General features: G+C 61.8%; 20 protein-coding genes, 1 tRNA gene and 2 pseudogenes. 9 read left to right on the top strand and 14 right to left on the bottom strand.

Annotation, left to right across the window (positions count from 1 at the left end; genetic code table 11):
• Positions 1-397: 397 nt before the first annotated feature.
• On the bottom strand, positions 398-1,309 hold the full coding sequence (locus ASE59_RS06095; protein ID WP_056453713.1) for a LysR family transcriptional regulator: 912 nt from the start codon (positions 1,307-1,309) through the stop codon (positions 398-400).
• 86 nt (positions 1,310-1,395) lie between these two features.
• On the opposite strand from ASE59_RS06095, the gene ASE59_RS06090 reads away from it, so the two are divergent.
• On the top strand, positions 1,396-2,262 hold the full coding sequence (locus ASE59_RS06090; RefSeq protein WP_056453710.1) for an NAD(P)H-binding protein: 867 nt from the start codon (positions 1,396-1,398) through the stop codon (positions 2,260-2,262).
• A gap of 110 nt (positions 2,263-2,372) precedes the next feature.
• On the opposite strand, the gene ASE59_RS06085 is transcribed toward ASE59_RS06090, so the two are convergent.
• Together ASE59_RS06085 and ASE59_RS06080 are read right to left on the bottom strand one after the other, a co-directional pair.
• Positions 2,373-4,682 (bottom strand): putative bifunctional diguanylate cyclase/phosphodiesterase, encoded by a 2,310-nt coding sequence (locus ASE59_RS06085; RefSeq protein ID WP_082458139.1) that lies wholly within the window; start codon positions 4,680-4,682, stop codon positions 2,373-2,375.
• Positions 4,679-5,212 (bottom strand): methylamine utilization protein, encoded by a 534-nt coding sequence (locus tag ASE59_RS06080; RefSeq protein WP_235515662.1) that lies wholly within the window; start codon positions 5,210-5,212, stop codon positions 4,679-4,681. The genes ASE59_RS06085 and ASE59_RS06080 overlap by 4 nt, the downstream gene beginning before the upstream one ends.
• 140 nt (positions 5,213-5,352) lie before the next feature.
• On the opposite strand from ASE59_RS06080, the gene ASE59_RS06075 reads away from it, so the two are divergent.
• Positions 5,353-6,225 carry a DUF3034 family protein gene (locus ASE59_RS06075; RefSeq protein ID WP_056453707.1) on the top strand — a complete coding sequence of 291 codons (873 nt, stop codon included), beginning with the start codon at positions 5,353-5,355 and terminating at the stop codon, positions 6,223-6,225.
• 1 nt (position 6,226) lies between these two features.
• Positions 6,227-6,697, top strand: coding sequence for a group I truncated hemoglobin (locus ASE59_RS06070; RefSeq protein WP_056453705.1), 471 nt, complete (start codon positions 6,227-6,229; stop codon positions 6,695-6,697).
• Positions 6,698-7,294: 597 nt separating this feature from the next.
• Here the strand turns inward: ASE59_RS06070 and ASE59_RS19040 are convergent.
• The 5 genes from ASE59_RS19040 to ASE59_RS06040 form a co-directional block, all read right to left on the bottom strand.
• Positions 7,295-8,046, bottom strand: a protein-coding gene (locus tag ASE59_RS19040; RefSeq protein WP_156359897.1) for an IS5 family transposase whose coding sequence is annotated in 2 segments (ribosomal slippage) — positions 7,295-7,716 and positions 7,716-8,046 — 753 coding nt in all. Because the reading frame shifts where the segments join, the coding sequence is not laid out codon by codon here.
• Positions 8,047-8,325: 279 nt separating this feature from the next.
• Entirely contained in the window at positions 8,326-9,885 is a 1,560-nt protein-coding gene (locus ASE59_RS06055; RefSeq protein ID WP_056453696.1) for a sulfatase, read from the bottom strand.
• A gap of 47 nt (positions 9,886-9,932) precedes the next feature.
• Complete coding sequence (locus ASE59_RS06050; RefSeq protein WP_056453693.1) at positions 9,933-12,686, bottom strand: TonB-dependent receptor; 2,754 nt, start codon at positions 12,684-12,686, stop codon at positions 9,933-9,935.
• A gap of 273 nt (positions 12,687-12,959) precedes the next feature.
• Positions 12,960-13,904, bottom strand: coding sequence for an NAD(P)/FAD-dependent oxidoreductase (locus ASE59_RS06045; RefSeq protein WP_056453690.1), 945 nt, complete (start codon positions 13,902-13,904; stop codon positions 12,960-12,962).
• 128 nt (positions 13,905-14,032) lie between these two features.
• The gene (locus ASE59_RS06040) at positions 14,033-15,136 is read right to left on the bottom strand and encodes an aldo/keto reductase (protein WP_056453689.1); all 1,104 of its coding nucleotides are present in this window, start codon (positions 15,134-15,136) and stop codon (positions 14,033-14,035) included.
• A 95-nt stretch (positions 15,137-15,231) separates the two neighbouring features.
• Between ASE59_RS06040 and ASE59_RS06035 the strand changes: the two genes are divergently transcribed.
• The 5 genes and pseudogenes from ASE59_RS06035 to ASE59_RS06020 form a co-directional block, all read left to right on the top strand.
• Positions 15,232-16,119 carry a LysR family transcriptional regulator gene (locus ASE59_RS06035; RefSeq protein ID WP_056453685.1) on the top strand — a complete coding sequence of 296 codons (888 nt, stop codon included), beginning with the start codon at positions 15,232-15,234 and terminating at the stop codon, positions 16,117-16,119.
• Positions 16,120-16,419: 300 nt separating this feature from the next.
• Positions 16,420-16,692: a PadR family transcriptional regulator gene (locus ASE59_RS19035; protein WP_082458137.1), complete on the top strand. Its 273-nt coding sequence runs from the start codon at positions 16,420-16,422 to the stop codon at positions 16,690-16,692.
• A gap of 77 nt (positions 16,693-16,769) precedes the next feature.
• Positions 16,770-17,324 carry a hypothetical protein gene (locus ASE59_RS06030; RefSeq protein WP_056453683.1) on the top strand — a complete coding sequence of 185 codons (555 nt, stop codon included), beginning with the start codon at positions 16,770-16,772 and terminating at the stop codon, positions 17,322-17,324.
• 81 nt (positions 17,325-17,405) lie between these two features.
• Positions 17,406-18,899 (top strand): serine hydrolase domain-containing protein, encoded by a 1,494-nt coding sequence (locus ASE59_RS06025; protein ID WP_082458136.1) that lies wholly within the window; start codon positions 17,406-17,408, stop codon positions 18,897-18,899.
• A gap of 135 nt (positions 18,900-19,034) precedes the next feature.
• A pseudogene (locus ASE59_RS06020) lies at positions 19,035-19,321 on the top strand (transposase); the annotation flags it as partial.
• Positions 19,322-19,665: 344 nt separating this feature from the next.
• Here the strand turns inward: ASE59_RS06020 and ASE59_RS21020 are convergent.
• The 3 genes and pseudogenes from ASE59_RS21020 to ASE59_RS06005 all read right to left on the bottom strand — a co-directional run.
• Positions 19,666-19,818 (bottom strand): annotated as a pseudogene (locus tag ASE59_RS21020) (hypothetical protein); the annotation flags it as partial.
• Positions 19,819-19,962: 144 nt separating this feature from the next.
• Positions 19,963-20,036: transfer RNA gene (locus tag ASE59_RS06010), tRNA-Gly, on the bottom strand.
• Between the two features lie 649 nt (positions 20,037-20,685).
• Positions 20,686-21,072, bottom strand: a complete 387-nt coding sequence (locus ASE59_RS06005; protein ID WP_056453671.1) for a homeobox domain-containing protein — start codon at positions 21,070-21,072, stop codon at positions 20,686-20,688.
• 142 nt (positions 21,073-21,214) lie between these two features.
• Between ASE59_RS06005 and ASE59_RS06000 the strand changes: the two genes are divergently transcribed.
• Positions 21,215-22,420 carry a recombinase family protein gene (locus tag ASE59_RS06000; protein WP_082458135.1) on the top strand — a complete coding sequence of 402 codons (1,206 nt, stop codon included), beginning with the start codon at positions 21,215-21,217 and terminating at the stop codon, positions 22,418-22,420.
• Positions 22,421-22,473: 53 nt separating this feature from the next.
• On the opposite strand, the gene ASE59_RS19030 is transcribed toward ASE59_RS06000, so the two are convergent.
• Genes ASE59_RS19030 through ASE59_RS05985 form a run of 3 tightly spaced genes read right to left on the bottom strand, consistent with a single transcriptional unit; the run spans position 22,474 to position 26,298 of the window.
• Complete coding sequence (locus ASE59_RS19030) at positions 22,474-23,757, bottom strand: DNA-processing protein DprA (protein ID WP_082458134.1); 1,284 nt, start codon at positions 23,755-23,757, stop codon at positions 22,474-22,476.
• Entirely contained in the window at positions 23,754-25,829 is a 2,076-nt protein-coding gene (locus tag ASE59_RS05990) for a RecQ family ATP-dependent DNA helicase (protein WP_056453664.1), read from the bottom strand. Before ASE59_RS05990 ends, ASE59_RS19030 begins: the two co-directional genes overlap by 4 nt.
• 31 nt (positions 25,830-25,860) lie before the next feature.
• Complete coding sequence (locus tag ASE59_RS05985) at positions 25,861-26,298, bottom strand: DNA-binding protein (protein WP_235515661.1); 438 nt, start codon at positions 26,296-26,298, stop codon at positions 25,861-25,863.
• Positions 26,299-26,390: the final 92 nt, after the last annotated feature.

Genomic DNA, 26,390 nt, shown 5'->3' with positions numbered 1-26,390 from the left:
CAGTCCGCGCTTTTGAGCGTGCGGCACGCCCATGCCTCGGCCGCGGCCTTGTCGAAATCATACCGAGCTTCGTAGCCGCGCCTATCAGCCGCGGCTTGATCCAGTCGCGATGCCTCGTAACGGCGTTCCAGCCATTTGCGGACCAATGCCGCATCCCAAGATTTTACCGGATCCGTCATTCTTGTCCCCCAATCGGTCCGATGCGATGGGACCCTGTAGTCAGCTTTCCACCCACGCCGGACGTTCTTCGACCAGCGCGGCGGCGTAGGATGCACTGTTTCCAATATGAACGAATGGCAGAATACGGGAAGCTGATGAGGCGCACCCAATCACCGATTGTGGGTCAAAGCAAAACGGAACGCCCGCCGGATCGTAAACCGAAAGATTCTCTGATGGCTTAGCGTGCGTCTATGTTCGGCTCCCCGCACATCGCGATGAAGGCACGTAAAGGCGGCGATGCCAGTCTGTTGGGGTAGTAAAGTCGCGGTCCGTCAAATTGCGGCCAGAGTTCGGGCAACACTGCAACAAGCGTTCCAAGCGCTAAATCCTCCTCCATCCAGTTACGGAACATGCCGATAATACCCAGGCCTGCTCGAGCATAGGCCAATCCCGAATTGAGGGCGTTCACGCCGAGCACTAGCTTCGTAAAAGGCGTGACTTCGACGGCTTGATCGCCTTGCCGTAATCGCCACGGGATTATGGAGCCATTCGGCAGTCGGTAGCGGATCGCGTCATGCCTGGTTAGTTCCTCCAGCGAGCCCGGCATGCCCCTACGTGCGAGATAAACAGGCGAAGCTGCCAACCCGACCTCTTGTCGCCGCGGGCCGATCGGTACCGAGACCATGCCCTCTTGCAGCGCATCGCCGTAGCGGACGCCAGCATCGCAGCCATCGGCAACGATGTCGACGAGCTCATTCTCGACGTGGACTTCGACCACGACGTCCGGGTACCGTTCCCGGTAGGCGACTAGTAGGGGCGGAAGGATGTCCGGCACGATCGCGCCTGGCACGTTGAGCTTCAGCCGCCCGCGAACGTGATTGGCGCTGCCAGTCGCGTCCGCACAGGCTTGGTCGATCTCTGCGAAAAGCGGAATGATCCGCTCAGCAAGCGCTTCGCCTTGTTCGGTTGCCCTGATGCTGCGGGTGGTCCGCAGCATAAGAGGCGTGCCAAGCTTCCGCTCTAGCCGCGACACCGTGGTGCTGACCCTAGACGCCGCGATACCCAGGCGCTGTGCTGCTGCGCGAAAGCCACCTTCGCGAAGTACGGCGAGGAAGACGAGGAGATCGTCAGCGCTGATATTGTTCTGCATCGCGAACGCCCTGTTTCAATTTACGCCGCTTATCGTTGGCCCGAAGATCGATCATCTCCTGACCACATCATCAGCCGGAGACAATCATGATCATCGTTACCGGAGCGACAGGACAGCTTGGGAGGCGGATCGTCGCTGAACTGCTCGGGCGCGTGCCTCCTGAGCGAGTCAGCGTCAGTGTCCGCTCGCCGGAGAAGGCCAGCGATCTCGCCGCCTGCGGCGTTCGGGTCCGACAGGGCGATTATGATCGGCCGGAAAGCCTACGGCACGCATGGGAGGGGGCAGAGCAACTGTTGCTGGTTTCGTCCAACGCCGCGGCTAGCGGCCGGGATCCTATCGCCCAGCATGTCAACGCAATCGCCATCGCCAAAGAACTGGGCGTTTCACGCATCTTCTACACCAGCCAAGTCTCCGCCTCACCCACCTCGTTATTCCCGCCCGGACGCGACCATGCAGCCACCGAAGAGCTGCTGGCACATTCCGGGATCGCATGGACGGCGCTTCGTCATGGCTTTTATGCGCAGAGCCTGCTGGCCATGCAGGCGCAAGGCTTTGCGAGCGGCACGATCACCGCACCTGTCGACGGCCCAGTTGCATGGACGAGCCATGACGACCTCGCTGCAGCCGACGCGGCACTGCTCGCAGGCGACCGAGTCATCGACGGGCCAACCCCGCCACTGACCGGGTCCGAAGCCATGAATCTGTCCGACATCGCCCAAGTGGCGGGTGAGGGGATGGGAAAGGCAACCTCACGCACGATGATCAGCTTGGAGCATCTTGATGCCCGAGCCCGCCAGAGCGGTGTTCCTGCAAGCACTCGGGCGATCATGCTGGGCTATTTTCAAGCCGCAGAAGCGGGTGAGTTCGCAAGGGTCGATACGACACTCGCCCACATTCTCGGCCGTGCGCCAGTTCCGATCAGGGCATTCCTCCAACATCACCTGCCACAGTGACTGTGAGCTTCACATGAACGAGCGTCCGGTTCTGGAAATAGTCAAGATGACTGCCAGTGACCGCTATTGGGTCGAGTTTGCCGTCTTACTTCACAATTTCGGACTAATTATCAGGCCGCACGCGCGATCCTGGTCGATGCCAGCAATTGCGCTGCCGCCTTCGCATCGATCGGTCGGCTGAAAAGATAACCCTGAAGCGTGCTGCATCCCTGCGCCTGCAGCTGCGCATGTTGGCTCTCGTCTTCGACCCCTTCGGCGGTCGTTTCCATGCTCAGCGCCGTGGCAAGGTCGACGATGGCCTTGACGATCGCCGCCGCGCTGACGTCGCTTGCCACATTCGTGACGAACGATCGATCGATCTTGATCTTGTCGAAGGGGAAGGAGCGCAGATAGCTGAGCGACGAATAGCCCGTGCCGAAATCGTCGAGCGCCACGCGTACGCCCAGTGCGCGCAGCATGTGCAGGATTTGCAGCACTCCCATCTCGCCTTCGAGGAACACCGATTCCGTGATCTCGATCTCGAGCCGGTTGGGGGCTAGGCCGCTGGCCGACAGCGCCTGAAGCACGATCGAGCCGAAACCCTGCGCGCGGAATTGCAGCGGTGATACGTTGACCGCGACCCGCACATGTTCGGGCCATGTCGCCGCTACGCGGCAGGCCTCGTGCATGACCCATTCGCCGACCTGGATGATCAGCCCCGTTTCTTCCGCGACGGGAATGAACTCGACCGGCGGGATCATCCCGCGTTCGGGGTGCGGCCAGCGCAGCAGCGCCTCGAACCCCTTGATGACTTCACCATCGCTGGCGACAATCGGCTGAAAGGCCAGTTGCAGCTGTCCATTGTGTATCGCGACGCGCAGGTCGGTCTCGATCTGTCGCCGTTTGCGCGCTGCCTCGTCGAGCGACTGTTCGAAAAAGCGGAACTTGCCGCGTCCTTCCTGTTTGGCGCGGTACAGTGCGAGGTCGGCGTTCTTCAGCAATGCCGTCGCGTCGCGCCCGTCCGCCGGATACATCGAGATGCCGATGCTGGTCCCGGTCGCGATCATCCGATCCTCGACCTGCAACGGTTCGGAAAATATGTCGACGATCGCTTGCGCCAGACGGCGGGAGCGGCCTAGGTCGCCCGCTTCGGGCACAATGATCGCGAATTCATCGCCGCCGAGGCGGGCCACCATCGCACCATCGGCGATCTGCAACAGGAGTTGGGCGACATGGCGAAGCAGTGCGTCGCCAACCGGGTGGCCGAAGGTATCGTTGATGCTTTTGAAACCGTCGAGGTCGAGACACAGCACGCCGACTTGCTCGTGCAGCCGCCGACTGCGGGCCACCGCCTGATCCAGCGATTGCTGGAAGAAGACGCGGTTGGGCAGATCGGTCAGCCCGTCATGAAAGGCGAGGTGCGAGATGCGTTGCTCGCGTTGCTTGATGCCGAGCGACATGCGGTTGAACGACAGCGCGAGCCGCCCGACCTCATCGTCGCTCTCGACCGGCACCTCGTACCGGTCACCCTGCTCCAGACGTCGTGCCGCGTCGTCGAGGGCGGCGATAGGTTTGGCGATACCGCTTGCCAGTCGCCCGGTGCCGATGATGATGATCACCAGCCACGCGAGTCCGGCCGCTACCAGTCCCAACTGGATCGAACGGTACGACTGCATTGCGCGGGCCATAGGATAGCGCAGCAGCAGCGCCGCTTGGGCGTCGCCATTGGGTGCAGCGAGGGGGCGGACGATCGCGAAGCTCGGTCCGGCAGGGGTGGCGATGTTCGTCACCGCTGGCCCCATATCGGTTGGTAGGGTGATCTGCCCGTTGCTCCAGACCCCGGTACGCGTCCGGGTCAGTATTTCCGCAGTCAGCGGAATCGCGAACAGTTTTTCAAGGCCACGCATCTCGGATGCATCGAGTGGGACCGCGAACACGATACGCCCGATTTCGTTCGGTGCCATGATCGGCGCGGTAACAATGCGATAGACCCTGTTCCCGATGGCGACCACGGCGTCGCGCAGGTCACTGTGCAATCCGCCGACGATGCCCGTCACCCCGCTTCCCATTTCCCCCGCATCGCCGATCACTGCGCCCTCGTTGGTAACGAGCAAGGCATGCGGCACCCCGGCGCGCGTCCGCAGGCTATCGAGCGCGGATTCAATCGTGCCGTTATCGTTGCTGGCGACCGCGCTGCGGAATCCGAAATCGCGGGCGACGACGTCGGCCGCCCCGGCGAGCGAGCGTTCCCGCTCCTGCCACAACCGATCATAGACCGAGGCGCTGGTCGCAAGCTCATCGGTCGCCGAGTTGCGCGCGCTCCGCTCGATCATCACCTGCGCAAAGATCGAGAGCGCGATCAGGCCAATGGTGAACAGCCCGGCATAGAGGACCGTCATGCGGGTACGCAGGGTACGGAATGACGGCAGCAGCGGTTTCATCGACGCAGCTGCAAAACAGTCGCCAGCCCCGCCGCCGTGATCGACGCCGGTTGCTCGAGCGTATTGCCGGGCGCGCGGATCGTCGGATGCCACACCGCGACCCGGCCGGTACCGGCGGCAACATTCATCCGCACCCGGCCGCTGGCGTCGGTCAGCGCGGTGTTGGGACTGGCGGTCACGTAGATCACGCCATTCATGCCGTCATGGATGTTGCAGCCGAGCGCCACGGCACCCGGCTTGTCGAAGGTGACCGTCCGGCTTTCGTCACGGCCGAACAGTTTCAGCTCGAATTTCTTCGTTTTCGAGAAGGAATAGACATGGTGCCGTACCCGGTCGAGATTCGGAAAGCTGACGGTTCCGCCGACGGGAACGATCAGCACCTGGGGGTCGAACTGGATGTCACGCTGCGCCACCGTATAAAGGCCCTTCGAAGCCGGCGGTTTGTCGCCGGGCATGGTGACGACGACCACTGCGCCGGCAAGCGGACGTCCGTCGGTACCCATCACCTGAATGGTGACCGGTGCGGCCATGCCGGCGGACGATATGGCGACACTCGCAAGCGCGAAAGCATAGATAATTCGCATCGAAAAGACGTATGCGCGCGATGGTTTCGAACCTGTGAACATCGGCGTTAATAAACTATTGTCGGTTCGATCGGTACTATTCGTGCATGATCCGCTATTGTTCGGTTGCGGCGATCGCGCTGCTGTTCGTCGCCCAGCCTGCGTCGGCGCGGGACCGTCGCGCCGGCGGCAAACTCCTGCTGACCAACGGTGTCACTTCCGTGGAAGGTGCCGCCGGTGGTGGGCTGGCGACATGGGCGGTGGTGGCGGGGAACGAGACGCGCGACGGCATCGGTGGCAAGGCGAGTGCGACGCTCGTCGCACTTCCGGACTTCGACCTCGAAAGCTATGGCGCGGCCATCGGGGCGAACGACCGCATCGAACTGTCCTATTCCAATCAGAGTTTCGACACGCGGGCCAAGGGCGCGGCGCTTGGCCTGGGTCGCGGCTTCACCTTCCGACAGAGCATCTATGGCGTAAAGATGCGTCTGATGGGCGATGCGGTGTGGGAACAGGATAGCTGGCTGCCGCAGATCGCGATCGGCGTGCAGCACAAGCGCGCGAACCGTGGCGCAATCATCCGTGCGATCGGCGGCAGGCACGACAGCGGCACCGACTTCTATGTCGCGGCGACCAAAGTGGTGCTGTCACGCAGCCTGGTACTCAACGCCACGATGCGCGCGACCAAGGCGAACCAGTTCGGCTTGCTGGGTTTCGGCGGCGACCGCCATAATCGCTACCGACCGCAGTTCGAGGGTTCCGCCGGACTCATGATCTCGCCGCGTTTCGTGATTGGTGTTGAGGGCCGGACGAAACCGAACAATCTCGGTTTCGCGCGCGAGCAGAGGGCGATGGACGCGTTCGCAGTCTGGGCGCCTGCCCGCAACTTATCGCTCACCGCCGCCTTTGTGGACCTTGGCGACATCGCTACCGTCCGCCGTCAGCGCGGTGCTTTTCTATCGGTACAGGGATCGTTCTGACATGCTGACTGTCGCCGTCATACTGCTCCAGATGGTCGCCGCTGTGCCGGCCGGCGAGGAGCCGGTCGCGCCTTATATGCAATCCGACGGGAACGCGGGTGCGAAGCCGTTCCCGGACGACCGCCTGTGGCAGGCGTTTAACGGCAGTGCCGGTGTCTCGCGGATCGTCGACGACCTCGTCGCGCGCAGCGAAAAGGATGCACGGATCAGTGATATCTTCCGGAACCAGGATATGGTTCGTCTGCGCCGGACCCTGAAGGAGCAATTTTGCTTCATCCTCGCCGGCGGATGTACCTATACCGGCCGGGACATGAAAGGGGCGCATAAGGATATGGGTATCCAGCGCGCTGACATGGCCGCTTTGGTCGAGAATCTGCAGGCCGCCATGCGCACCGAGCATGTGCCATTCGCCGCACAAAACCGTCTGTTGTCCAAGCTCGCCCCCATGCACCGGGACATCGTGGAACGGTGATCCCCATCACCGCGGTTGATTTATGACAATGTCAGAGCTTCGCGTCTTCCAAGACCTGCCTATGGCTCGTTGGGTCAGAATGCGCGCGGCCGACATCTGCACTGAAGAGGCGCTGCCACGCTGCTTCGGCATCCGTTCCAGCACGTCGTGGCGGACCGACCAAGGCGCCGCAGTCCAAGCATCCGTGGCGGAAAGGCAAATCCACTGCATCTCAAGTGACATCGAGCCGGATTGCCGCCATGATGAACGGGAACGAGCATTGGCTCCAGGATATTCGATTTTGTCCTCCAACGACCGCTTCCGAGTCATGCCTGCCAATGATACTATCGCCTCATTCAGGCGCTCCTGTCGGAATACTATGGGTCAAACGTCGTATCTGAGTAGCTAGGATTTCCGATTTTCGACGAGTAGTTGTGCAGCTTGCCGTAGCAACGCTTGAACCTCAGCATATCCAAGCAAGCCAGCTAGATGAACACTTGCTTCAAGGTTCATCGCCAACTGCTCTCGCAGGTAGGCCCCAATAATATATGGAAGACCCACCATTCGCTAACCGACCAAATTGACAGCGTTATCGGGCTAACTAGGGCTTGTGGGGATTCATCGTGAAGTGATAATCGCGGCGGCGAGGTAGATCATGGCCTCGAAGCTGCGATCGGTTTTGCAGGCGCGCATGGCGACGCGTTTGAACTCCTTGAGCTTGCAAAAGAAGTTCTTAATGAGGTGCCGCCACGCATAGATGGCCGGGTCGATCTTTCGTGCGCCGATGCGCCGTGGGTGCTGCGAGATGATCATCGCCGCTCCACGCTCGTCGAGATCGGCGATGATGGCGTTGCTGTCGAACGCCTTGTCCGCGATCAGGCCATCGAAGGCGATCCCGTCGATCAATGGCGGAACGCCGACGGTGTCAAAGCGATGTCCCGGCATCAGGTGGAAGCGCACGAGGTTGCCCAGTGCATCGGTCAACGCGAGGATCTTGGTCGTCATGCCACCTTTGGAGCGACCAATGGCCTGGCTCTGAGTCCCCCTTTTGCGCCCTGACCGTGGCGGCGGACCTTCACGATCGTCGCATCGACCATGGCATATTCGAGGTCGGGTTCGTCCGACAGCGCGTCGAAAATCCGCCTGAAGACATTGGCTTCCCGCCAGTCGCGGAAGCGCCGGAAGGCCGTGCTCCAGTTGCCGAAACGCTCCGGCAGATCACGCCACGGGCTACCCGTGCGCGCGATCCACAACACCGCCTCCAAAAACAACCGATTGTCCCGACCACTTCGGCCAGGGTCACTCCGCTTGCCCAGACAATGCGGCTCGATCTTCGCCCACTGGACGTCCGTCAGTATGTCTCGATCCATCCGTAGCGTGAATCACATCCATCACACTCTGTGAATCCCCACAGCCCCTAGTGGAAAAAACAGAAATTTAATATCCTAATTTCTAGGTACGCTGACGTACATGAGAGCGGTATTAACCGCCAGAAAGCGGCGGAAAGCCAATGCCGTGCTGACGCAACCTGCCATGCGCTTGCATGTAGCACATGAACGAATGGAAGAAGTTGGGTAACGAGCGGAGGGCTTAGAATGGCTGGTTCTGGGTCGTCCTACGCGATTACGCAGTTTCTCAGTGCTCGAAGATCATCGCGATCTGCGAGTCGGCGGTTGGAAAAAGCTTGGCGGAAACGGAGCCTGGCCCGACGCGCTTGGTTTGCGCAGGTTCGCGCGATAGCCGGCATCAGCACTTAGTGGGATTTGCATACCGTCGGTCTGTTCCAGCAGCGTGAACAGCCTACCGCTTAATCGCTCTGCCAGATCCTCGTGCCCCGGACGCGCCAGCAGGTTGTCGTTCTCATGCGGGTCGGTGGCAAGGTCGTACAGTTCGTCGAGGTCCCAGATACCGTGGAAGTGCATATACTTGTACCGGTCCTCGCGGATCGCATGGACGGTCGGCGTCTGCGGGAAATTGCGTTCCCAATAATATTCGTAGAGCAGTTCCTTTCGCCAGGGAGCGGCCTTGTCGCGCGCGATCGGCAGCATGTTGGACCCGGCCATATGCGCGGGCGGCTGCAACCCGGCCGCTGTGAGCATCGTCGGGGCGATGTCGATATTGGCGACCACCGCATCGACCTGACTGCCCGGGGCAAACAGCGACGGACAGCGCGCCAGCATCGGCACGCGCATCGATTCCTCATATGCCGTCCGCTTGTCGATCAGTCCGTGCTCGCCGAACATGAAGCCGTTGTCGCCCATGTACAGGATCAGCGTGTCGTCCAGTTCACCGCGCTGTTCGAGCAGATCGAGAATGCGGCCCAGGCCTTCGTCGACCGCCAGCAGCGTTTCCATATAGCGCTTGTAATAGTCGGCGATGTCGAGATTGCCGTGATACGCATAGTCGACGCCGTGCCAACTGTTGCGCTGGTTTTCGACCCACATCGGCCGACCGGGCACGCCCTTGCGCATGTTTTCGGGATACCGGAACGTCTCGTTCGCGTAGCGGCCCTTGTGGCGTTCGGCCGGGATGAATTCGGAATGCACCGCCTTGTGCGCAAGGTGCATCATCCATGGCCGCTTGGCGTCGCGCTTGTTGATCCAGTCGATCGCGTAGTCGGTCAGTTCGTCGGTGATATAGCCTTTCTGCGGCACGCGACGGCCATCGACGTTCAGTCCGTCGGCGCTGGGGAGGTAGCTGCCTTGCCCCTTGAAGCTGACCCAGTGGTCGAAACCCGGCTGCGGCTCGTCACCGGTATCGCCCATATGCCATTTGCCGATGAACGCCGTGTCGTAGCCGGCCTGCTGCAGATACTCGGGATAATAGATCAGCCCCGGCGGGATCGGATGGTTGTTGTCCACCACCTTGTGCTGATGCGCATACAACCCGGTCAGGATCGATGCGCGACTGGGCGAGCAAAGCGCGGTCGTGACGAACGCGTTGCGGAAATGCGCGCCTTCCCGCGCGAGACGGTCGAGGGTCGGCGTCTCGCCGAACGACTGCGCCTTCATGAAGCCCATGGCGTCGTAACGATGATCGTCGGTCAGCACGAACAGGATGTTTTTCGGCTTGGCGGTGCCCTGTCGCCGCAGGCGCAGGTTGCGCTTGGCCGGCTGTTGCGCGGTTGCTTCCGCTGCCCAGCTGTACAAGCCGAAGGCGCCGCCCGTTCCGGCGAGCAGGACGCCGCGGCGATCGACGGTGTTGGCCATGATGGTTCCTTTTCGAGACCGTTCACGCTGTCGCGTGGATGAGGGGGTTAGAGGCTGAGGCGCAGCCCGCCGAACACGCGGCGACCGGCATCGAGATAGTTGGCGGGCAGCCCGGTGGTGAATTCGACGACCTCATCGCGGTCGAGCAGGTTTACCGCTTCGAGCACCAGCGACGCCTCCGGCGTGATCTTGACGCTGATGCTGGCGTCGAGCGTGCCGAACGTGCGGTTCTCGCGCCCCTGTGCCGGGGCGACCGCCGCCGCGGCAAGGAAGCTGCTGCGCCACGAATAGGACACACGGGCGGCGACCGGTCCCTTTTCGTAATAGCCGATGAGGTTGTAATTGTGCTTCGATGCGGCGGTCAGCTGGTTGGGATCGCTATTGTCGATGAAGGTGTAGTTGGCGATCGTCCCCAAACCGTCGAACGGGGCGGGCAGGCCGGTGAAGGCCTGTTGAAAATATAGTTCGACCCCCTTCAGATCGACGCCGGATCCGTTGACGAGCTGGCTGACGGTAAAGTCGGTCTGCACCCGGGTCGTCCCCGTCGTCCGGATATAGGCGATGGGAAGTGACTGTACCGTGATCTGACGTCGGATCAGGCTTTCCAGATTTTTGTAGAAGAAGGATGCGCCGACCAGCGCGTCACGAGCGAAATAATATTCGATCGTCGCGTCGAGATTGTTCGATCGGAACGGGTCGAGATAGGGGTTGTTGCGGGTGACGGTCAGGGCGTTGCCATTGGCGGTCGTCGTTGGTGAAATGTCGCCGAGGTTGGGTCGGGCAATCGTACGTGACGCCGAAAAGCGGAACTGCAACGCGTCGGTCGCCTCGTATTTCAGGTTCAGGCTGGGCAGATAGTCCCAGTAGCGCCGCGATACCTGCAATGGCGCGGCGGCGGGAACGCGGGTGGTCATTCCGGTTTCGACCTCGACCGAAATGCCGTTGAGGTCCGGGCTGACGCCGGTCGTTGTCTGACTGGTACGGACCGCACGCAACCCGACATTGCCGGTGAGACGCCCGAACGCGATGTCCCCGCGTCCGTAGAAAGCAAGCAGCTGTTCCTCGACATCGAGGATGCCGGTGGCATCGTTGGTGTAGGTGCCGGCGGCAATCAACTGCGCCGGACGGAGGCGGCTGACGAAGCTGCGCGCATCGGAACCCAGCCATCGCGTAGGGAAGGTGGCGTCGCCATCGTAGCTGCCGAGGAACGCACCTGATCCGGGTGCGATCGGAATCATGAACGGCGCGGCACTGAACGAACCCGGCAGCGGACCCACTGGGAGGCCGCCATAGAGGCGCGACACGCCGGCAGCGGTAACCGTCAGCACCTTGTTGTCAGCATAGATCGCCCGATCGGTCGCCTTTGCGCCGAGGAGCAGGGCGGTCAGTCCTTGTTCGCCTAAATCGCGCCGGACGTCGATCTTGACGTCGCGCAGTCGGTCGCTCGTTACCCGGTCAAGTTCACCGTTCAAACTGAGCAAGCGAAAGCTGTTCGGGTTCAGGCGTCGCGTATCGAGATCGCCGAGATAGGTGATGCTCGGCACGACGTCGCCGGGCCGCGCGACGATGCGCGCCGTGCCGTTGATGCTGTCCGCGATATTGAGCGTGTTGCGGGTCTGGCGCGATTTCTGCGCCGATCCCTCGACCAGCAGGTGCCATCCGCCGTCGTCGAACTTGAACCCGCCGACCAGCGAGCGGATGTAACCGCTGCGATCCTGATAGCGCCCGCCGTCGCGCAGATCGAGGTTGCTGACCGTGAAGTCGGTCGCGGTGTCGACGCCATCGAGAACTTCGCTCCGCGACGCGACCACACCACCCGATCCGGCGAAATTGTGGAAGTTTTCCTGGCGCACGGCATCGACGTCGACACGGGTGTACAGGCCGTCGACATAGACTTCGAACCGGTCGTCGGGACGGAATTGCAGTGAGGCGATCCCGCTCAGGCGGCGGTTGTCCTCGGTGAACATGTCCTGGATCACGACGCCGGGAATGCGAACAAGGCGGGTCGGGTCGATCCGCCCGTCACCATTCAGGTCGTCAGCGCCTCCGCCGGCCGGTACGCCCTGACCTTCGGTCACCGTGTTCCAGCCGGTCTCGATCTGATGCGTCTGCGGTCGGCGCTGAGTGTAGGACGCGCCGATGGTAATGCCTAACCGGTTGTCGAGGAAGCGGTCGGCGAACAGTGCCGATACGCGCGGCGCGGCCTTGCCCGAATTGCTTTCATACTCGGCCTGCGCCGCGACCGTCACGATCCTGCGACCGAGGTCCAGTGCGCGCGGGGTGCGGATATTGACGGTGCCGGACAGGCCGCCATCCTCCAGGTCGGGAGTAGGCGACTTGTAGACCTCCAGCGTGCGGACGAATTCCGGCGGCAGCGTCGAGAAGTCGAACGAGCGGGAGAAGCCGGTGAACAGGTCGTTGATCGCGTTCGGAACGGCCCGCCCGTTCAGTGTCACGAGCGTGAATGTGTCGGGCAGACCGCGAATGTTGACGCTGCGGCCTTCGCCACGCGTCCGGTTGATCTGGACGCCAGAGATGCGCTGGACCGATTCCGCGACGTTGACGTCGGGATAGCGGCCGATGTCGTCGGCACTGATCACGTCGACGATGCTCGGCGCGTTGCGCTTGATCCGTACCGCCTGTTCGATGCCGCCACGAATGCCGGTGACGACGATATCCTGTTCGCTTTGCTCTGCCGCCGCGGACGGGTTTGACGCTTCTCCCGCGTCAGTCGGCGCAGTTTGCGCACATGCGCTGCCGCTCGTGGCGAGCGCCAGCCACAAGGACGTTCCAGCCAACATATTAACTCGAAAGCCCATTTCGCCCCCATTTGCTGTTGGCGGCGTTATCCTATCGAACGAATGGGGATTCCAGCAAACTTTGCTTTCGACGGGGTACGTCGCTCGTTTACCAGACTGACCGGAGTAGCACTCCGTCCGGGGGTATTCGGCCGATCCATTTGACAGCGCCTTCCGAGCCATCCGCCGCACTATTCCAATATCGACGAGGTGAACGAATGGCAGAAGTTGGGAAGCTGTGGAGTGGCCACGAATGACCGCAATTGGGTCTCAGCATCAGAGATGCTGTTTGGAAACAGCCCGATTTGTCGATCCGACGAACTCCGCGAGATGCTGTCCCGACAGCCAGGCAGCTTCGATCCGTGGTCCGAGAAGCCAGTCGCCGCAGGCGCCTAGCCGGATATCAGCGTTCCAGATCGCGCCGTGGTTCGACGCGTCGACCTTCGCATACCGCCAGCGATGGACGCTGGTCGCGATGACGGCAGGCGACCCGGTGCCGATATGGTCTGCGAACGCCGCGAGAAGCGCGCGTTGCACCATTTTTGGATCGTCCTCAAGATGCGCGCGCGACCAATCGGCACTGGCCTGGAGCACCCAGGCCTCCGGTCCAGTCCGGGCTGGCTTGGCCGAGTTGCGAACGGCGGATCCGATGATGCCGAGATCCGTGAGCCGATCGCGATCGATCGGTACGGTGCCGTCGAATGCCGCCATGACGGTCCAGCACGGATCGGACACCGCAGAACGGGCTGCATCGGCCAATGCGACATCGTGGGCGGTGACCAAAGGCGCGACCTGTTCGGCGGGCACCGCGACGATCGCCGCGTCGAACCGCTCGTTACGGATCCGCCATTTGCCGTCATAGGTCATGGTTTGGATGGCCGTGTTCCAGCGGACGTCACCGCCACTCGCCATCGAGCGGATCGGCGCGTTCATCGCCGGTGTCCCGACCCATGCACCCGGGCCGGCGGGCGACCAGCGCGCGACATGGCCGTCTTGCGCCCAGCGCTCGACCTGCGCGACGAACGCGGGATCGCGTGCCGTCAGATATTGCGCGCCGTGATCGAATGCGGCTTCCCCCAGCGGGGTGTCGATGCGGCGGGTCGACATGCGGCCACCCGGTCCGCGCCCCTTGTCGAACACGATGACGTTGTGACCCTGATGACGAAGCGTCTGCGCGCAGGACAGGCCCGCCATTCCCGCCCCGATGATTCCGATCCGCATGACTATCCCCGTGCCGGCGTTCGGCAAACGAACATGCTGCCGACCGTACAGCTTCAAACGTGGAGTTTGTCGATTGGAGCCGCCCACGCGCAGATTTCGTCTTTGGCGAGCGGCTCCAGGATGACGGTTCAGCTTCGAACGTCTCCGCCGCCGAAGACGACCTGGTTGCGCATGGCGGGGGAGAACAGGCCGTATAGAAACGAAAGGTTGCCACCGCTCACCGCATCGAGCGCCGCACGGTGATCGGGTGATAGGGTAAGGCCGAGGGTAGCGACATTGTCGGTTACCTGCTCCGCGCGGCTCACGCCCATCAGCGTCGATGTGACGCCAGGCTGTCCGACCACCCAGGATAGCGCGACCCGCGCAGGCGTCTCGTCAACCTCTGCGGCGACGCGTTTCAGTTCGTCAAGGATCTGCCAGTTGCGCTCGGTGAACAGTGTGTCGCCGAACGGATTGTCGCCATCGAGCCGCTTGTCGTTGGCGGGCCGCGCCGTATCGTCCTCCCCGGCTTGGTTGGGGACGCCGCCCATGCGCTTCGGACCTGCCTCGACGGTCGCGCGGTCGTATTTGCCGGTGAGCAGGCCATAGGCGAGGGGGCTCCAGGGCACGAGACCCATACCCGCCGATCGCGCGAGCGGCAGGTGCTCGGCCTCGACAGCGCGTTCGACCAGCGAATAGAAATATTGCAGGCCGATCGGCGCCGGATCGCCCTGGACCCGTGCCAGCGTCGCGAGTTCGGCGACGTACCAGGCCGGGGTGTTGGATATACCCCAGTAGCGGATCTTGCCCACTGCGACGAGCGCGGTCATTGTCCGCAGCAGTTCCTCGGGCGGGGTGATGCCGTCCCAGACATGTACCCAGTACAGGTCGATGAAGTCCGTCCGGAGTCGGCGGAGTGATCCGTCGACGGCCGCAAGGATGTGGCGCGCGCCATTGCCGCCTGCGTGATAGCCGCGGCCGGTCGCAAACCCCGATTTCGTCGCGATCACCAGCCGGTCGCGCGACGATTGCGTGGCGACGAAACTACCGACCATCTCTTCCGATCGTCCGCCTGCATAGACGTCGGCGGTGTCGATGAAATTGCCGCCCAGATCGGTGTAGCGGTCGAACACTGCGCGGCTTCCGCGCTCGTCCAGCCCCCATCGCGGCGTCCCGAAGGTCATCGTACCGAGTGCCAGCGGGCTGACGAGAAGGCCGGAGCGGCCGAGCGGGCGATAGGTGTCGAGTTTCATGATCGCATCCTGCAGTGTGTCGTCTCCAGATGGACGCCGGACGGCGCGAGGATTAGATCATCTAGGGCGCATGGGTTGCTGAAGGATGTTCAGGAATGGATCGCGATCTCTGGTCCGGTCTGGCGGTGTTCGAGACGATCGTCGAGGCCGGCAGCTTCGCGCGAGCGGCGACGCGGCTTGGATTGTCCGCCTCGGCTTTGAGTCATGCGATGCGGTCGCTCGAAACGAAACTGGGCGTCCGGCTGCTCGACCGTACTACCCGGTCGCTGGCGCCGACGCTTGCAGGTGAGGAACTGCTGGCGCGGTTGAGACCGGCGATCGCTTCGGTCGCGGACGCGCTGGCCGACCTGGACAATGCCCGCGAACGACCGGCGGGGCGGATCCGGGTCAGCGCGCACCGGGTCGCGGCGCTCTACGCCATCTTGCCGCGGCTGGCCGACTTTGCGCGCGCCTATCCCGACATCGCCGTTGAACTGGTAGTGGATGACGGGTTCGTCGACATCGTCTCGGAGCGTTTCGACTGCGGGGTCCGGCACGCGCAGACGCTGCAGGCCGACATGATATCGGTGCGGATTAGCGCGACCGTCCCACTCGTCTTCGTTGCCGCCCCGGCCTACCTCGCCGACCGTCCCGCGCCCGCCGATCCCGACGATCTCGTCGCGCATCGGTGCCTGTGTTACCGGTACACGTCGTCCGGCGTCGTACACCGGTGGGAATTCGAGCGCGATGGCCGCACGGTGGAACGCTCGGTCCGCGGCGACTTCATCACCAACGATATCGACGTGATGCGCGACGCCGCGGTGGCAGGGCTAGGAGTGACTTGCCTGCCGCTACCGCACGCCGCGCAAGCACTGGCCGATGGTACGCTGGTCGAAGTGCTCGCCGGTTGGGCACCCATACTGGCGCCGAACTACCTCTATTATCCGAGCCGCCGCCAACCGACTGCTGCTTTCCAGGCGTTCGTGGCGGCGATGCGCGTCTGAGAGCAAGCGTGCTTTGCCAAGATTAAAGGCGTTTGATGATCAAGACCATGGAGCGTTTCGTTGGGGACGTCGCCGTCAGCCTTCGAAGACCCGAGGGCATGAATGAGTGTCCGGAGTTGGGAAACGGGAAGGCTGGCCCGAACGTCTGGAAGTGGGTCGTGACAGACCGCCTATCGCCCAACGCCAGCTTGTGACGGCAGCAAATATGACCGGTCATTCTCGTTGAATGAACAGGCTTGACGGATAAATCTACATATGTGACTTTTGCGTATGCCTAGAAGCCGTCGCCCTTCCAGACAGATGCTTACGCTGCTCGCTGCGCTTTCCACGCGTACGCAGCAGTGGCGCTATGGCTATGACCTGATGAAGGAAACCGGTCTGCAATCGGGGACGCTATACCCGCTGCTGATGCGGATGACCGATCAAGGACTAGTCGAGGCAGAATGGCATCCCCCTGAGCGGCCAGGACGTCCGGCGCGGCACGCCTACCGCCTGACTGCGACAGGGGCGGCGCTGGCGCACGAAGTAATCGATCCGGCGGGTTTTCCGGGCGGGGGAGTAGTGCAGGCATGAAGGCATTTTTGGCACGCTCCTTGATGACGTTGGCAATCGCCTGCATGGAGGAACGTCGTCGCCCTTGGGGTCTCGCCATGCAAGCGGAGCTTGAGGTTGCGATCGAGGTCGGCGGTGCGCTGCGCTTCGCGCTGGGCTGCTTCCTCGCGACCGTTCTGCGGTTGCCGGTTCACGCGGAAGGGCGCTTCACCCTGACCGCGCATGTCTTGGCGCTCGGGCTGATGGTCCCGCTGGCGGCGTTGCAGATTGGTTGCGCCGTACTCGACTTTCCGTTCTTCGTGCCGGATGCCGGTGTCATCGACCTGATCGCGCAACAGAATCCGTTGACCGTCAGCGCATATCGGATGGTGGTGCCTTCGCTCATCGGGCTGTTGCTGGTGCTGGGTGTCGGGCATCTGCGCATGGCATGGTTGATCCTCGAACGGGACTGGCCGCGCGTGGTGAAGACGGCGTCGCTGACGTTGGCGGCGACCGTAACTGTCCTTCCGGTGATGGTGCTGCTCTACCTCGATCTGACGCAACTAATGTTGCAGTCGGCGATCCTGATCGTCGAACTGGTCATTCTGCAAGCGATGGCGCGCTGGCACAGCGAGTTGTCCGAACCTGATATGGTCGGCGAGACGGCCGACTGATGTTCTGAAGATTGCGAACGTCGCTGCGTCCTTGGGTGACGCAACGGTGTCGCTCGTCCGTTTCACAGGAGAAATCCGGTCATGCGAATGGTCCTGACGCTGCTGTTCCTTGGTATGTCGATTGCTGGTCCGGCGCGGGCGGAAGTGCGGGATTGTCCCATCCTCGACGAAGCTGCCGGCGGACCGGTCGACGCTCGCGTTCGCACCGTCATGGCCAACCTGCGTCGGCCGGTACGGGTGCCGGGCGAGCGACCGTCCACCCTGATCGAACGGATGCGGGCCCATGGCGTGCCGGGCGTCAGCGTGGCGGTCATTCACGGCGGCAGGATTGCATGGGCGCGGGGCTGGGGGGTCAGGGACGCTGCGCTTTGCGCGCCGGTGACGCCGAACACCGTGTTTCAGGCGGCTTCGATCAGCAAGGTCGTGACGGCCATGCTGGCGTTGCGGTTGGTCGAGCAGGGCAAGATCGCGCTCGATGCAGACATCAACACTGCATTGCGCAGTTGGCACCTGCCGCCGGATGCGAAACTGGCGCCACAGGGTGTGACGCTGCGGCAGTTGCTCAGCCATACCGCCGGGCTGAGCGTGCACGGCTTTCCGGGCTATGCGTCCGGGACGACGCTGCCCGACACGGTACAAATCCTCGACGGCAAGCCACCCGCCAACAGTGAACCGGTTCGCAGCATCCTGCCAGCAGGCGGGCAGTGGCGCTATTCGGGTGGCGGCTATGTCGTGGCGCAACGGGCCTTGTCGGATGTGAGCGGCCTGTCGTTCGCCGAGCTAGCCGACCGCGAGATATTACGCCCGCTCGGGATGACGCGCAGTAGCTTCTCGCTGGCGTCCGCTCCGGCAATCGGCAACGATCTCGCTTTCGGTCATGCGAACGGGCGACCGATTGCGGGCAACTACCACTTCTATCCTGAACTCGGCCCCGCCGGTCTGTGGACGACTGCGAGCGACCTTGCGCGGTTGCTGATCGACGTACAGACATCGGCGGCGGGTCAGCCGGGCCACCGATTGTCCCCTCACATGACCGCGACGATGCTGACGCCAGTGCGTGACAATTGGGGTCTTGGCCCGGTCCTCTACACAGATGGGGCGAAGCGTTTCGGGCATGACGGGCTGAACGAAGGGTATCAGTCGTCGATGCTGGCCTATGCCGACAGGAGCGAAGGCATCGTGATCCTTACCAATGGCGGACAGGGGCGGCGGCTGATGGACGAGATCGTCCGGGCGGTCGCAACTGAGTATGGCTGGAGCGAAATCGCTGCGCCGGCCGCAACGGAACAGCATCTGTCCGCGACCGCATTGTCGAACAGGGTGGGACGGTTCGAAGGGGGCGGTCTGTCGGTGTCGTTCGAGGCGCGCGGTGACGGACTATACGCGCATACCGGCGGCCCCGCTCCCGAACGTTTGATCGCGCTACCCGGCGACCGGTTCTTCGCAAGCGGCATGGGAATCGTCATCCGGTTCGCCGCCGGGGCGGACCATTTCGATATCATCGAAGGTGGGCCGCCCATCCGGTTCGAGCGTCAACTGGTACTCAAGAGCAGTAACGAGCCAATGCCGCACTAACACACCCTGCCTTTTGCCCGCATATCGCACATGAACGAATGGGCGAAGTTGGGCAGCCCTCAAACCACTTAGTGAGCTGCCCCCTTTTGAGTGGTCTATCGACTATGACAGTCTGGACCAAGGAAGGGACGACGAATGCCTGCGAAGAAGCACAAGCCCGAGGAGATCATCGGGAAGCTGCGTGAGGTTGAGATCATGCTGGGTCAGGGCGGCACGACCGCTGAGGCTTGCCGTCGGATCGCGGTCAGCGAGCAGACCTACTATCGCTGGCGCAAGGAATATGGCGGCCTGAAGACGGATCAGGCTCGGCGAATGAAGGATCTGGAGAAGGAGAACGCCCGGTTGCGGCGCGCGATCTCGGACCTGACGCTGGACAAGCTCATCTTGCAGGAGGCGGCAAAGGGAAACTTCTGAGCCCCGCATGCTCGGCGTCCCGCCGCGCGCTTCGGTGCGGTGCGAGCGACTTGAGCATGAGCACGACGGCGGCGCGGTCCTGTGCGGAGAAGCCGTCGGTCAGCTCGTCGATCAGGTCGGACGGCACGCTGTCGGAATCGACCGGCAGGCGCGCCGCGATCCGATAGGTCGCCTCCAGGACGCGGAGCGGACGCTGGTCGAGCCCCGCCGCCACGCCGCCGTCGAGCCGGGAGGCCATCGCCAGCCCCAGCTCCTCGTCCAGACCCGCCCGGAACACGCTTTCCAACTCTCCCGCTTTCAGAAAGCCGCGACCGGCACGATCGAACATCTGCATCGTCAACACCTCCCATTTCGCCGAGAGCCGGGTGGCGAGACGACGTGCCTCGGCCGGATCTGCGGTGGCCAAAGGGACCGTTATAGGACGGTTGACGATTTTCCGCAGGTACAGCCTGCGGCGATAGTGATAGCGCGCGCCGCGCCGCCATAGATAGGAAATCGAGGCCACATCCACGTCTCGCCCGGACGCCGGCGCGGACCTCTCATGCGGGCGGACGATACCATCGTGTGCACAGATTGGTGCACAATCCAGTGTCCCGCAAGGCGCGGCCGGACGCCGGAATGGCGGATTTATGTGGGTTCAGCGCGAATGTGGAGCGGGTGAAGGGAATCGAACCCTCGTCGTAAGCTTGGGAAGCTTCTGCTCTACCATTGAGCTACACCCGCAAAGTAGCGAAAAACCGCTACTCCGGCTATCCCGCCATCACCAGTGTTGCAACCAGTTTTAAAAGGGCGGGCATCAGCTGCATCGCCATTGCCATGATGTGGCGGTCGCGGTCAACATAATAGCGCCGAATGCCTGCCACGTAAGATGGCGACCGTGCGAGAATCTTCGTTGCGTGCTCGTTGGAGTATCGGCTTCGAACAGCGCTGTCGTGAAGGTGCCGCGCAGATCGTGGAGATGCTCGTCGCTGCCATGGCGCTCAGGGATGTCGAGGGGATTGACCCCCCAACACGACGGTACTGCTCAACCCGTCAGGCGTCCACGACCGGCCGAAGCAATGTGCCTGCACTGTGCCCAGATCATCACGCCGCCGGGGCAGAATTCTGTCCAGTAATGCACACTAGGCCGAGCCCAGTGGCACGAACGCGGCTCTGCGCTTTCCTTGGCAGACCAGATGATCGTCGCACGCTGGCCATTCTTGGATATTACGAAGCATCCGAATAGCTCGCTAACAGCACTATGCAGTTTGCAGCAGATGATGTTGACCGGGTTGTTGGTTGGAGCCAGCGATACCCTTCTATGTAAATAAGCTTGATCGATTTCGGGGAAGTTGGCGGGCCGCGCCAGACCCGGATGAGCACTACGTCTACGCTATATCCCTCTAAACCCCTCTTCGCGACCGTCTAGCAGGCCGTCCAAGGTGGTGACGGCCTCGGCCAGCCGTGCCTTCGCCTCGGACACGTCGATCACTCGCAGAAGATCGTCGCGGTCTGCATGGCGGAGGACAAGCCGAAGCACCTGATCGGAATGGCGCATCAAAGTGATGAGGCACTCGCCGCTGGGGCCATTGCGCGCCTGGAACCAGTTCTTGACGGTGCGCTCGCTGCAACCTGTGATTCGAGCGACCTCCTTCACCTTATGCGGCCGGTCGCCAAATTCGGCAGCGAGCGCGGCAGCGATCTCGCGCGCGAACATCGCGGCATCAAGCGTCGAATGTGGCGCCCCATCACGGTGGGACTGAAAAGTTCGCGCCTTCATGGACCAAGACATCCCCTCTTGCACGGGATACGGCTGACCCAATTCAACACAGCAGAGCTACATTCTCGTGGCAGCAGCGGAGCGGTCTGAAAGTCTCGATAGTGCGCCGCCGGCCAGGACGCGGGCCGCGCGCTACGTCCGCATGTCCACCGATCATCAACGCTACTCGACCGAGAACCAGGCAGACGCGATCAGCGAATATGCAACTCGGCGTGGCTTTGATATCGTGCGTACCTACGCCGATGAGGGGCGCAGCGGCCTCAACATCGCTGGCCGCGAATCTCTGAAGTTGCTGATCGACGATGTTCGTAACGGCCGCACCGATTTCACGGCGATCCTCGTCTACGACATCAGTCGCTGGGGTCGTTTTCAGGACGCCGACGAGAGCGGCTATTACGAGTTCGTGTGCCGCGAGGCCGGCATCACCGTCCACTACTGCGCCGAACCTTTCGAGAACGACGGAAGTCCCAGCTCGACGATCATGAAGAGCGTGCGCCGCGTCATGGCGGGGGAGTTCAGCCGCGACCTCTCCACGAAGGTCTTTGCCGGCCAATGCCGCCTCGTCACGCTGGGCTATCGTCAGGGCGGACCTGCCGGGTATGGATTGCGCCGGCAACTCGTCGACGAGAAGGGGCCGCCGAAGACAGAGCTTCGGGCCGGCGAGCAGAAGAGCCTCCAGACCGATCGCGTCGTGCTGGTGCCGGGTCCACCGCATGAACTGGAGACGGTCCGGCGAATCTACCGCCTGTTCGTTGAGGAGCGTCGTTCCGAGCGCGAGATCGCTGTGATCCTCAACGAGGAGGGGCAGAGAACGGATCTCGGCAGACCGTGGACGCGAAGCGCCGTTCACCAGATTCTGAGCAACGAAAAATATGTTGGCAACAACGTCTACAATCGCGTCTCCTTCAAGCTGAAGAAGAAGCGGGTGGTGAAGCCCCTTCCGCAGATAATTGATAGCGCGATTAACCAGAAGCGGCAGCAGAATACTCGTCGTGTGATCCGTGATACGCTTGACACAATTGAAAAGGTTATCCGCTTTGAGGTCGTCCGGCTCATATCGTGCTACTGCGCGGTGCTCTCCCGCGTCTTCGACGAAATAGGCTATCCTGAGCTATCAAAGTCCATCCCAACACTTGCTCTTTATCTTGAAGTTGGAGCCTCGGACCGTTCGATGATCAGCTTCATGAGCCTAGGCCTTTCGCGCGTCACCGCCGCAATCTTGAACGATGCGGCGGTGAACAAGAGCATGACTGCCTCTGAAGCGCAGGCTTGGTTAAAGAATGCGCAGCTTGAGGCTTACAATCTGTCGCCAATACTCGTCAAAGAGATTAGACGTGTCGCTCGGTAATCCACAATCCGTAATCCCCGAGCACAACTTTAGCTAATCACTAATGCGCCCAGCTAGCGAGCAAATTCAAATAGACCATCTCGGACAACAACGTATCGGTTGGACTTGTCTTTGTTGGCCGCTCCCTCTGACGTAAGCCGAGCCAACCAAGCACGGGCTTGCACTTTAGATACATCGAGCGCTTCTGCCACGGCAGTTTCGCCGCGAGGGGTTGTCAGTAAATCCGCCAAGACAGGGCGAACCACACCCCAAAGTCGATCCGCAGGAGGGGGGATCTCCGCCGCAACCGGCTGGAGCGGCTCGGTAGCTAATGGTGAAGTATCCACTTCAGGGGCGGATGTTCCAATATATTCATACTGCGTCGAGAGTGAATTATCCGCAGAGGGTTCGTCTTTAGCGTCGTGCTCAAAAATGGATGCGAATTCGTCTCTATCCTTCGGTTCCGGCCATACCCGTGCTCCTTGGCGCCGGAGTGCGTCCAAGCCTTCCGACACGCCGCCCGATTGCCGAACGTAGATGGGCACAAAACGATACCTGTCTAGCTGCTCTGTTGCACCAGCCCAGGTTCCACCTCTACCAACATCCGAACTCACTACGAGGGCTGCATCAGCAAATGCGTAGATCAGCTTGTTCCGCTGCATCGCATGGCCGACATTGAAGCGAGCGCTTGGATCATAGGGCGACACGAGCACGAGCCGCCCGTCCATCAACGGTGCGCGATGCTCGCGCAGCATAGCAGCCTTCTCCAGACCATCCCCCAATACCCCGACGACTTGACCTCCGGCTTCCGCAGCTCCCCGCATCGCAGCTTGATCGATTCCCTTGGCACCTCCCGACACCACCGGATAATGCGACCCTGCGGCCATCGCTCCTACTGCCTCGGTATAACAGACCAGATCATCATCGACATGGCGAGAGCCTACGATGGCTAGCCCGCCATCATCGAGCCGCTCGACCGCTCCACATCCGTACAGGACAGCAGGGGCATCCTCGCGAAGCGACCGCTTCAATCGCTTTGGGTATGACTGGTCGGCCCGACTGATGACCCAGATTGCTCGCGCCTGCCAACGCTCGATCACCTGACTCAGTAAAAATCCGCGATCAAGCAAGCGCTTGAGCCTGTCAGGCTCGACTACTTCTTCGCACGACCTGATAACGTTGGCTGAGTCTGAAGTCAGGAGATCAGCCGGCTGGAAGTTTAGCTCGCGCAACCGCCGCGCCAGCTTTTTGTATAGGCCTAATGGCAGAAGGTCCGCCGATGTATCTCCGCCCCGCGCGATCAGGGGAGCGGTAAGCAGGAGAATGGCCTGTGTATTTGGAGAGATGGTTTCGCTCATTCCCCATGCCCCGTCTTTGATAGGGCCAGCGGCCAAACCTCACCGCTACCCGCCTCCCGCAGAAGCCAAGCTGCCACCGTCAACGTCCATCTCGAATCGACCATGTCATCGATCAGCAGAACGGGACCGTGCGGAACCGACCCTTCATCAATCGCCAGCGACCCATCTACATTGCGGGCTTGCTGGACGCTGTTCGCCATCGCCTTCTGTTCCGGTCGATCTTCGGCCTTACGGAGTACGGGAAGAAACGGCAGGCCCAACTCGATTGCCAGGCGCCTGGCGAAGTCGGGCACAAGATCCGGGTTTCGGGAAGAAGGAATGCACGTCACCCACTCAGGACACGGTTGCGGGTTCCAGTCGATCACCATTTTTCTGCAAGCGTGGACCAGTTCTTCATCGAAACGACCATTCTGGTACTTGCCGGCCCTGACGAGGCTTCCCCAGCCTGCATCGCCCCAAACAGACAGCGCCTTACCCGCCTCTGCTTGGCGTTCGGCTGCAACCCTGCCGCTCAGGCCATAGCGCGGCAGTCCACCGCCGGGCCATTGTTTGCGAGGCTCGATCGGCAGGTCCGTTCGGCGAAGGAACGTGACAGCATCTCGCACGGTGGCGGCATCCGGCGCTGTTGGCAACTGAGGTAGCGAAGGCGGCGCGATGCCGCTCGGATCGCCATCGAGCGCAGCTACCAGGAAGGGCATGTGTGTGCCGAACGGCAAGGCGACATACTCCTCCATCTGTCGCTGCTCGTCTTTACGTAGGCTGGTCAGCCGTTCCGCTCGGGACCAGAAGTCATTGCCCAATGGTGCCGCGGTGAGCTGCCACCGCGCGCCCTGCTTTGCGAGGGGCGCAGGTGACTCCAGCGACAGTAACTGAATGGCGTGCGTGATGCGCCCTACGCTCAGATTAACAACGCTCTGCATCTCAGGGATCGACAATCCCTCCGGCGCCGCGTCCAAAGCGGCGATGATCTGCTCGACCTCATCAGGCTTCGGGAAAGCGCTGTCGATAAACCAGTCGGTGATCCTACCTTCTTCCTCGCCGCTGAGCAGCACACCGTAAGCTGCATCAAGCCCACGGCCCGCCCGCCCAACCTGCTGGTAATAAGCGACGGCCGATCCCGGCACCTGATAATGAATCACAAAAGCCAGATCGGGTTTGTCGTATCCCATGCCCAGCGCCGTGGTGGCGACAAGCGCCTTGACCCGATTGTGCAGCAAGTCCTGTTCTAATGCCTCGCGCTGCTCACCACTTTCTCCGGTATAGGCGGCTACGGCGAAATTGCGGGACCGTAACCACGCCGCGACCATCTCCGCGTCACGGATCGTCAGCGTATAGATGATCCCGTGCCCAGGCAGAGTCTCAAGTTGATCGGCCAACCATGCCAGTCGTTCGGCCTGCCCCGGCAGGCGGATCGTTTGGAGGGTGAGCGAGGGACGGTTCAGGTCACCACGGGAGACGGCGATGTCGGGGCCGAGAACTTCGGTGAGATCGCGCAGCACGCGATCGTTCGCCGTAGCGGTCGTCGCCAGCAAGCGAAGATTGGTGGGAAGTCTGCGTACCATCCGTTCGATGAGGCGATACTGTGGTCGGAAGTCATGCCCCCAGTCAGAGATGCAATGCGCCTCATCAATCACCAGCATTGCGATCCGTGGTGCGATTCCCGCCATCACCTCAGTCTGGAAATGCTCGTTCGCCAGACGCTCCGGCGAAACTAGGATGATATCGACGTCGTCCTGAGCGATACGAGCCTCGATCTCAGGCCATTCCGCGACGTTGCCCGAATGGAGGGTGACCGCGCGAACGCCCATGCGTTCGGCAGCCGCGATCTGGTTGCGCATCAGTGACAGCAGCGGAGAGATTAAGAGAGACGGGCCAAAGCCCTGTTCGCGCAATAATCGTGCGGCTATGAAGTAGACGAAGCTTTTTCCCCATCCGGTCTTTTGGACCACGAGGAGACGCCCGTTCCCTTCAACCAAATGGCGGATAGCCTCTTCCTGATCATCCCGGAAATCAGCGTCCTGACGTTGAGATCCCGTGCGGAGAAGGGAGAGCGCCCGATTTCGATCAAACATAGGTGTGTCCAATGTGGAGGGTACAGCTGACTTAATTACTTACATCTTCACTCAGTCTTGCCGTGCGAACTTCAAGGCTTACGCCCATTCTATTGCGAACGGCTTTAAATATAGCGGCAAGATTGTCCATACTAGGATTGCCATTCTCGGATAACATCCGGTGAAGGCTTTTGCTCGGCCTGGCCGTCTCTTCAGACAATGCTTCAAACCCGACCGAGGCATTGATGAGATCGCGCAGGATCAGGCGTGCAGCCTGCGGCTCACCATTCAAGAACAACGTCGCCGCTTCATCAAGCAGCGCCTTCGCCAAGGCAGGATCGCGCGCCATGCGCTTCTTCATCGTCTCCGTAAATCCGCGTGTCAGCGCCATTGCTTCTTCGCTTTCTAGCCGCAACCTTGCATTCGAAACTCGCAACGCCCCGGCATCCCTCAGCCTACTTTCGGGCACATCAAAAAAGGTGGGTAACATATAAGTTACCGCCCGTCTAGCGACGGCTTCGCTTTATTGCGCTGCAGGGGGCTCCGCCCCACGCGCGGGTCAAGGGATCGCTGGCGCTCGTC

Source organism: Sphingomonas sp. Leaf10, from assembly GCF_001421245.1.
In the GTDB taxonomy this organism is placed as follows: domain Bacteria; phylum Pseudomonadota; class Alphaproteobacteria; order Sphingomonadales; family Sphingomonadaceae; genus Sphingomonas.
The sequence above is the reverse complement of the archived record's forward strand: the minus strand, read 5'-3'. Positions and strand labels throughout refer to the sequence as shown.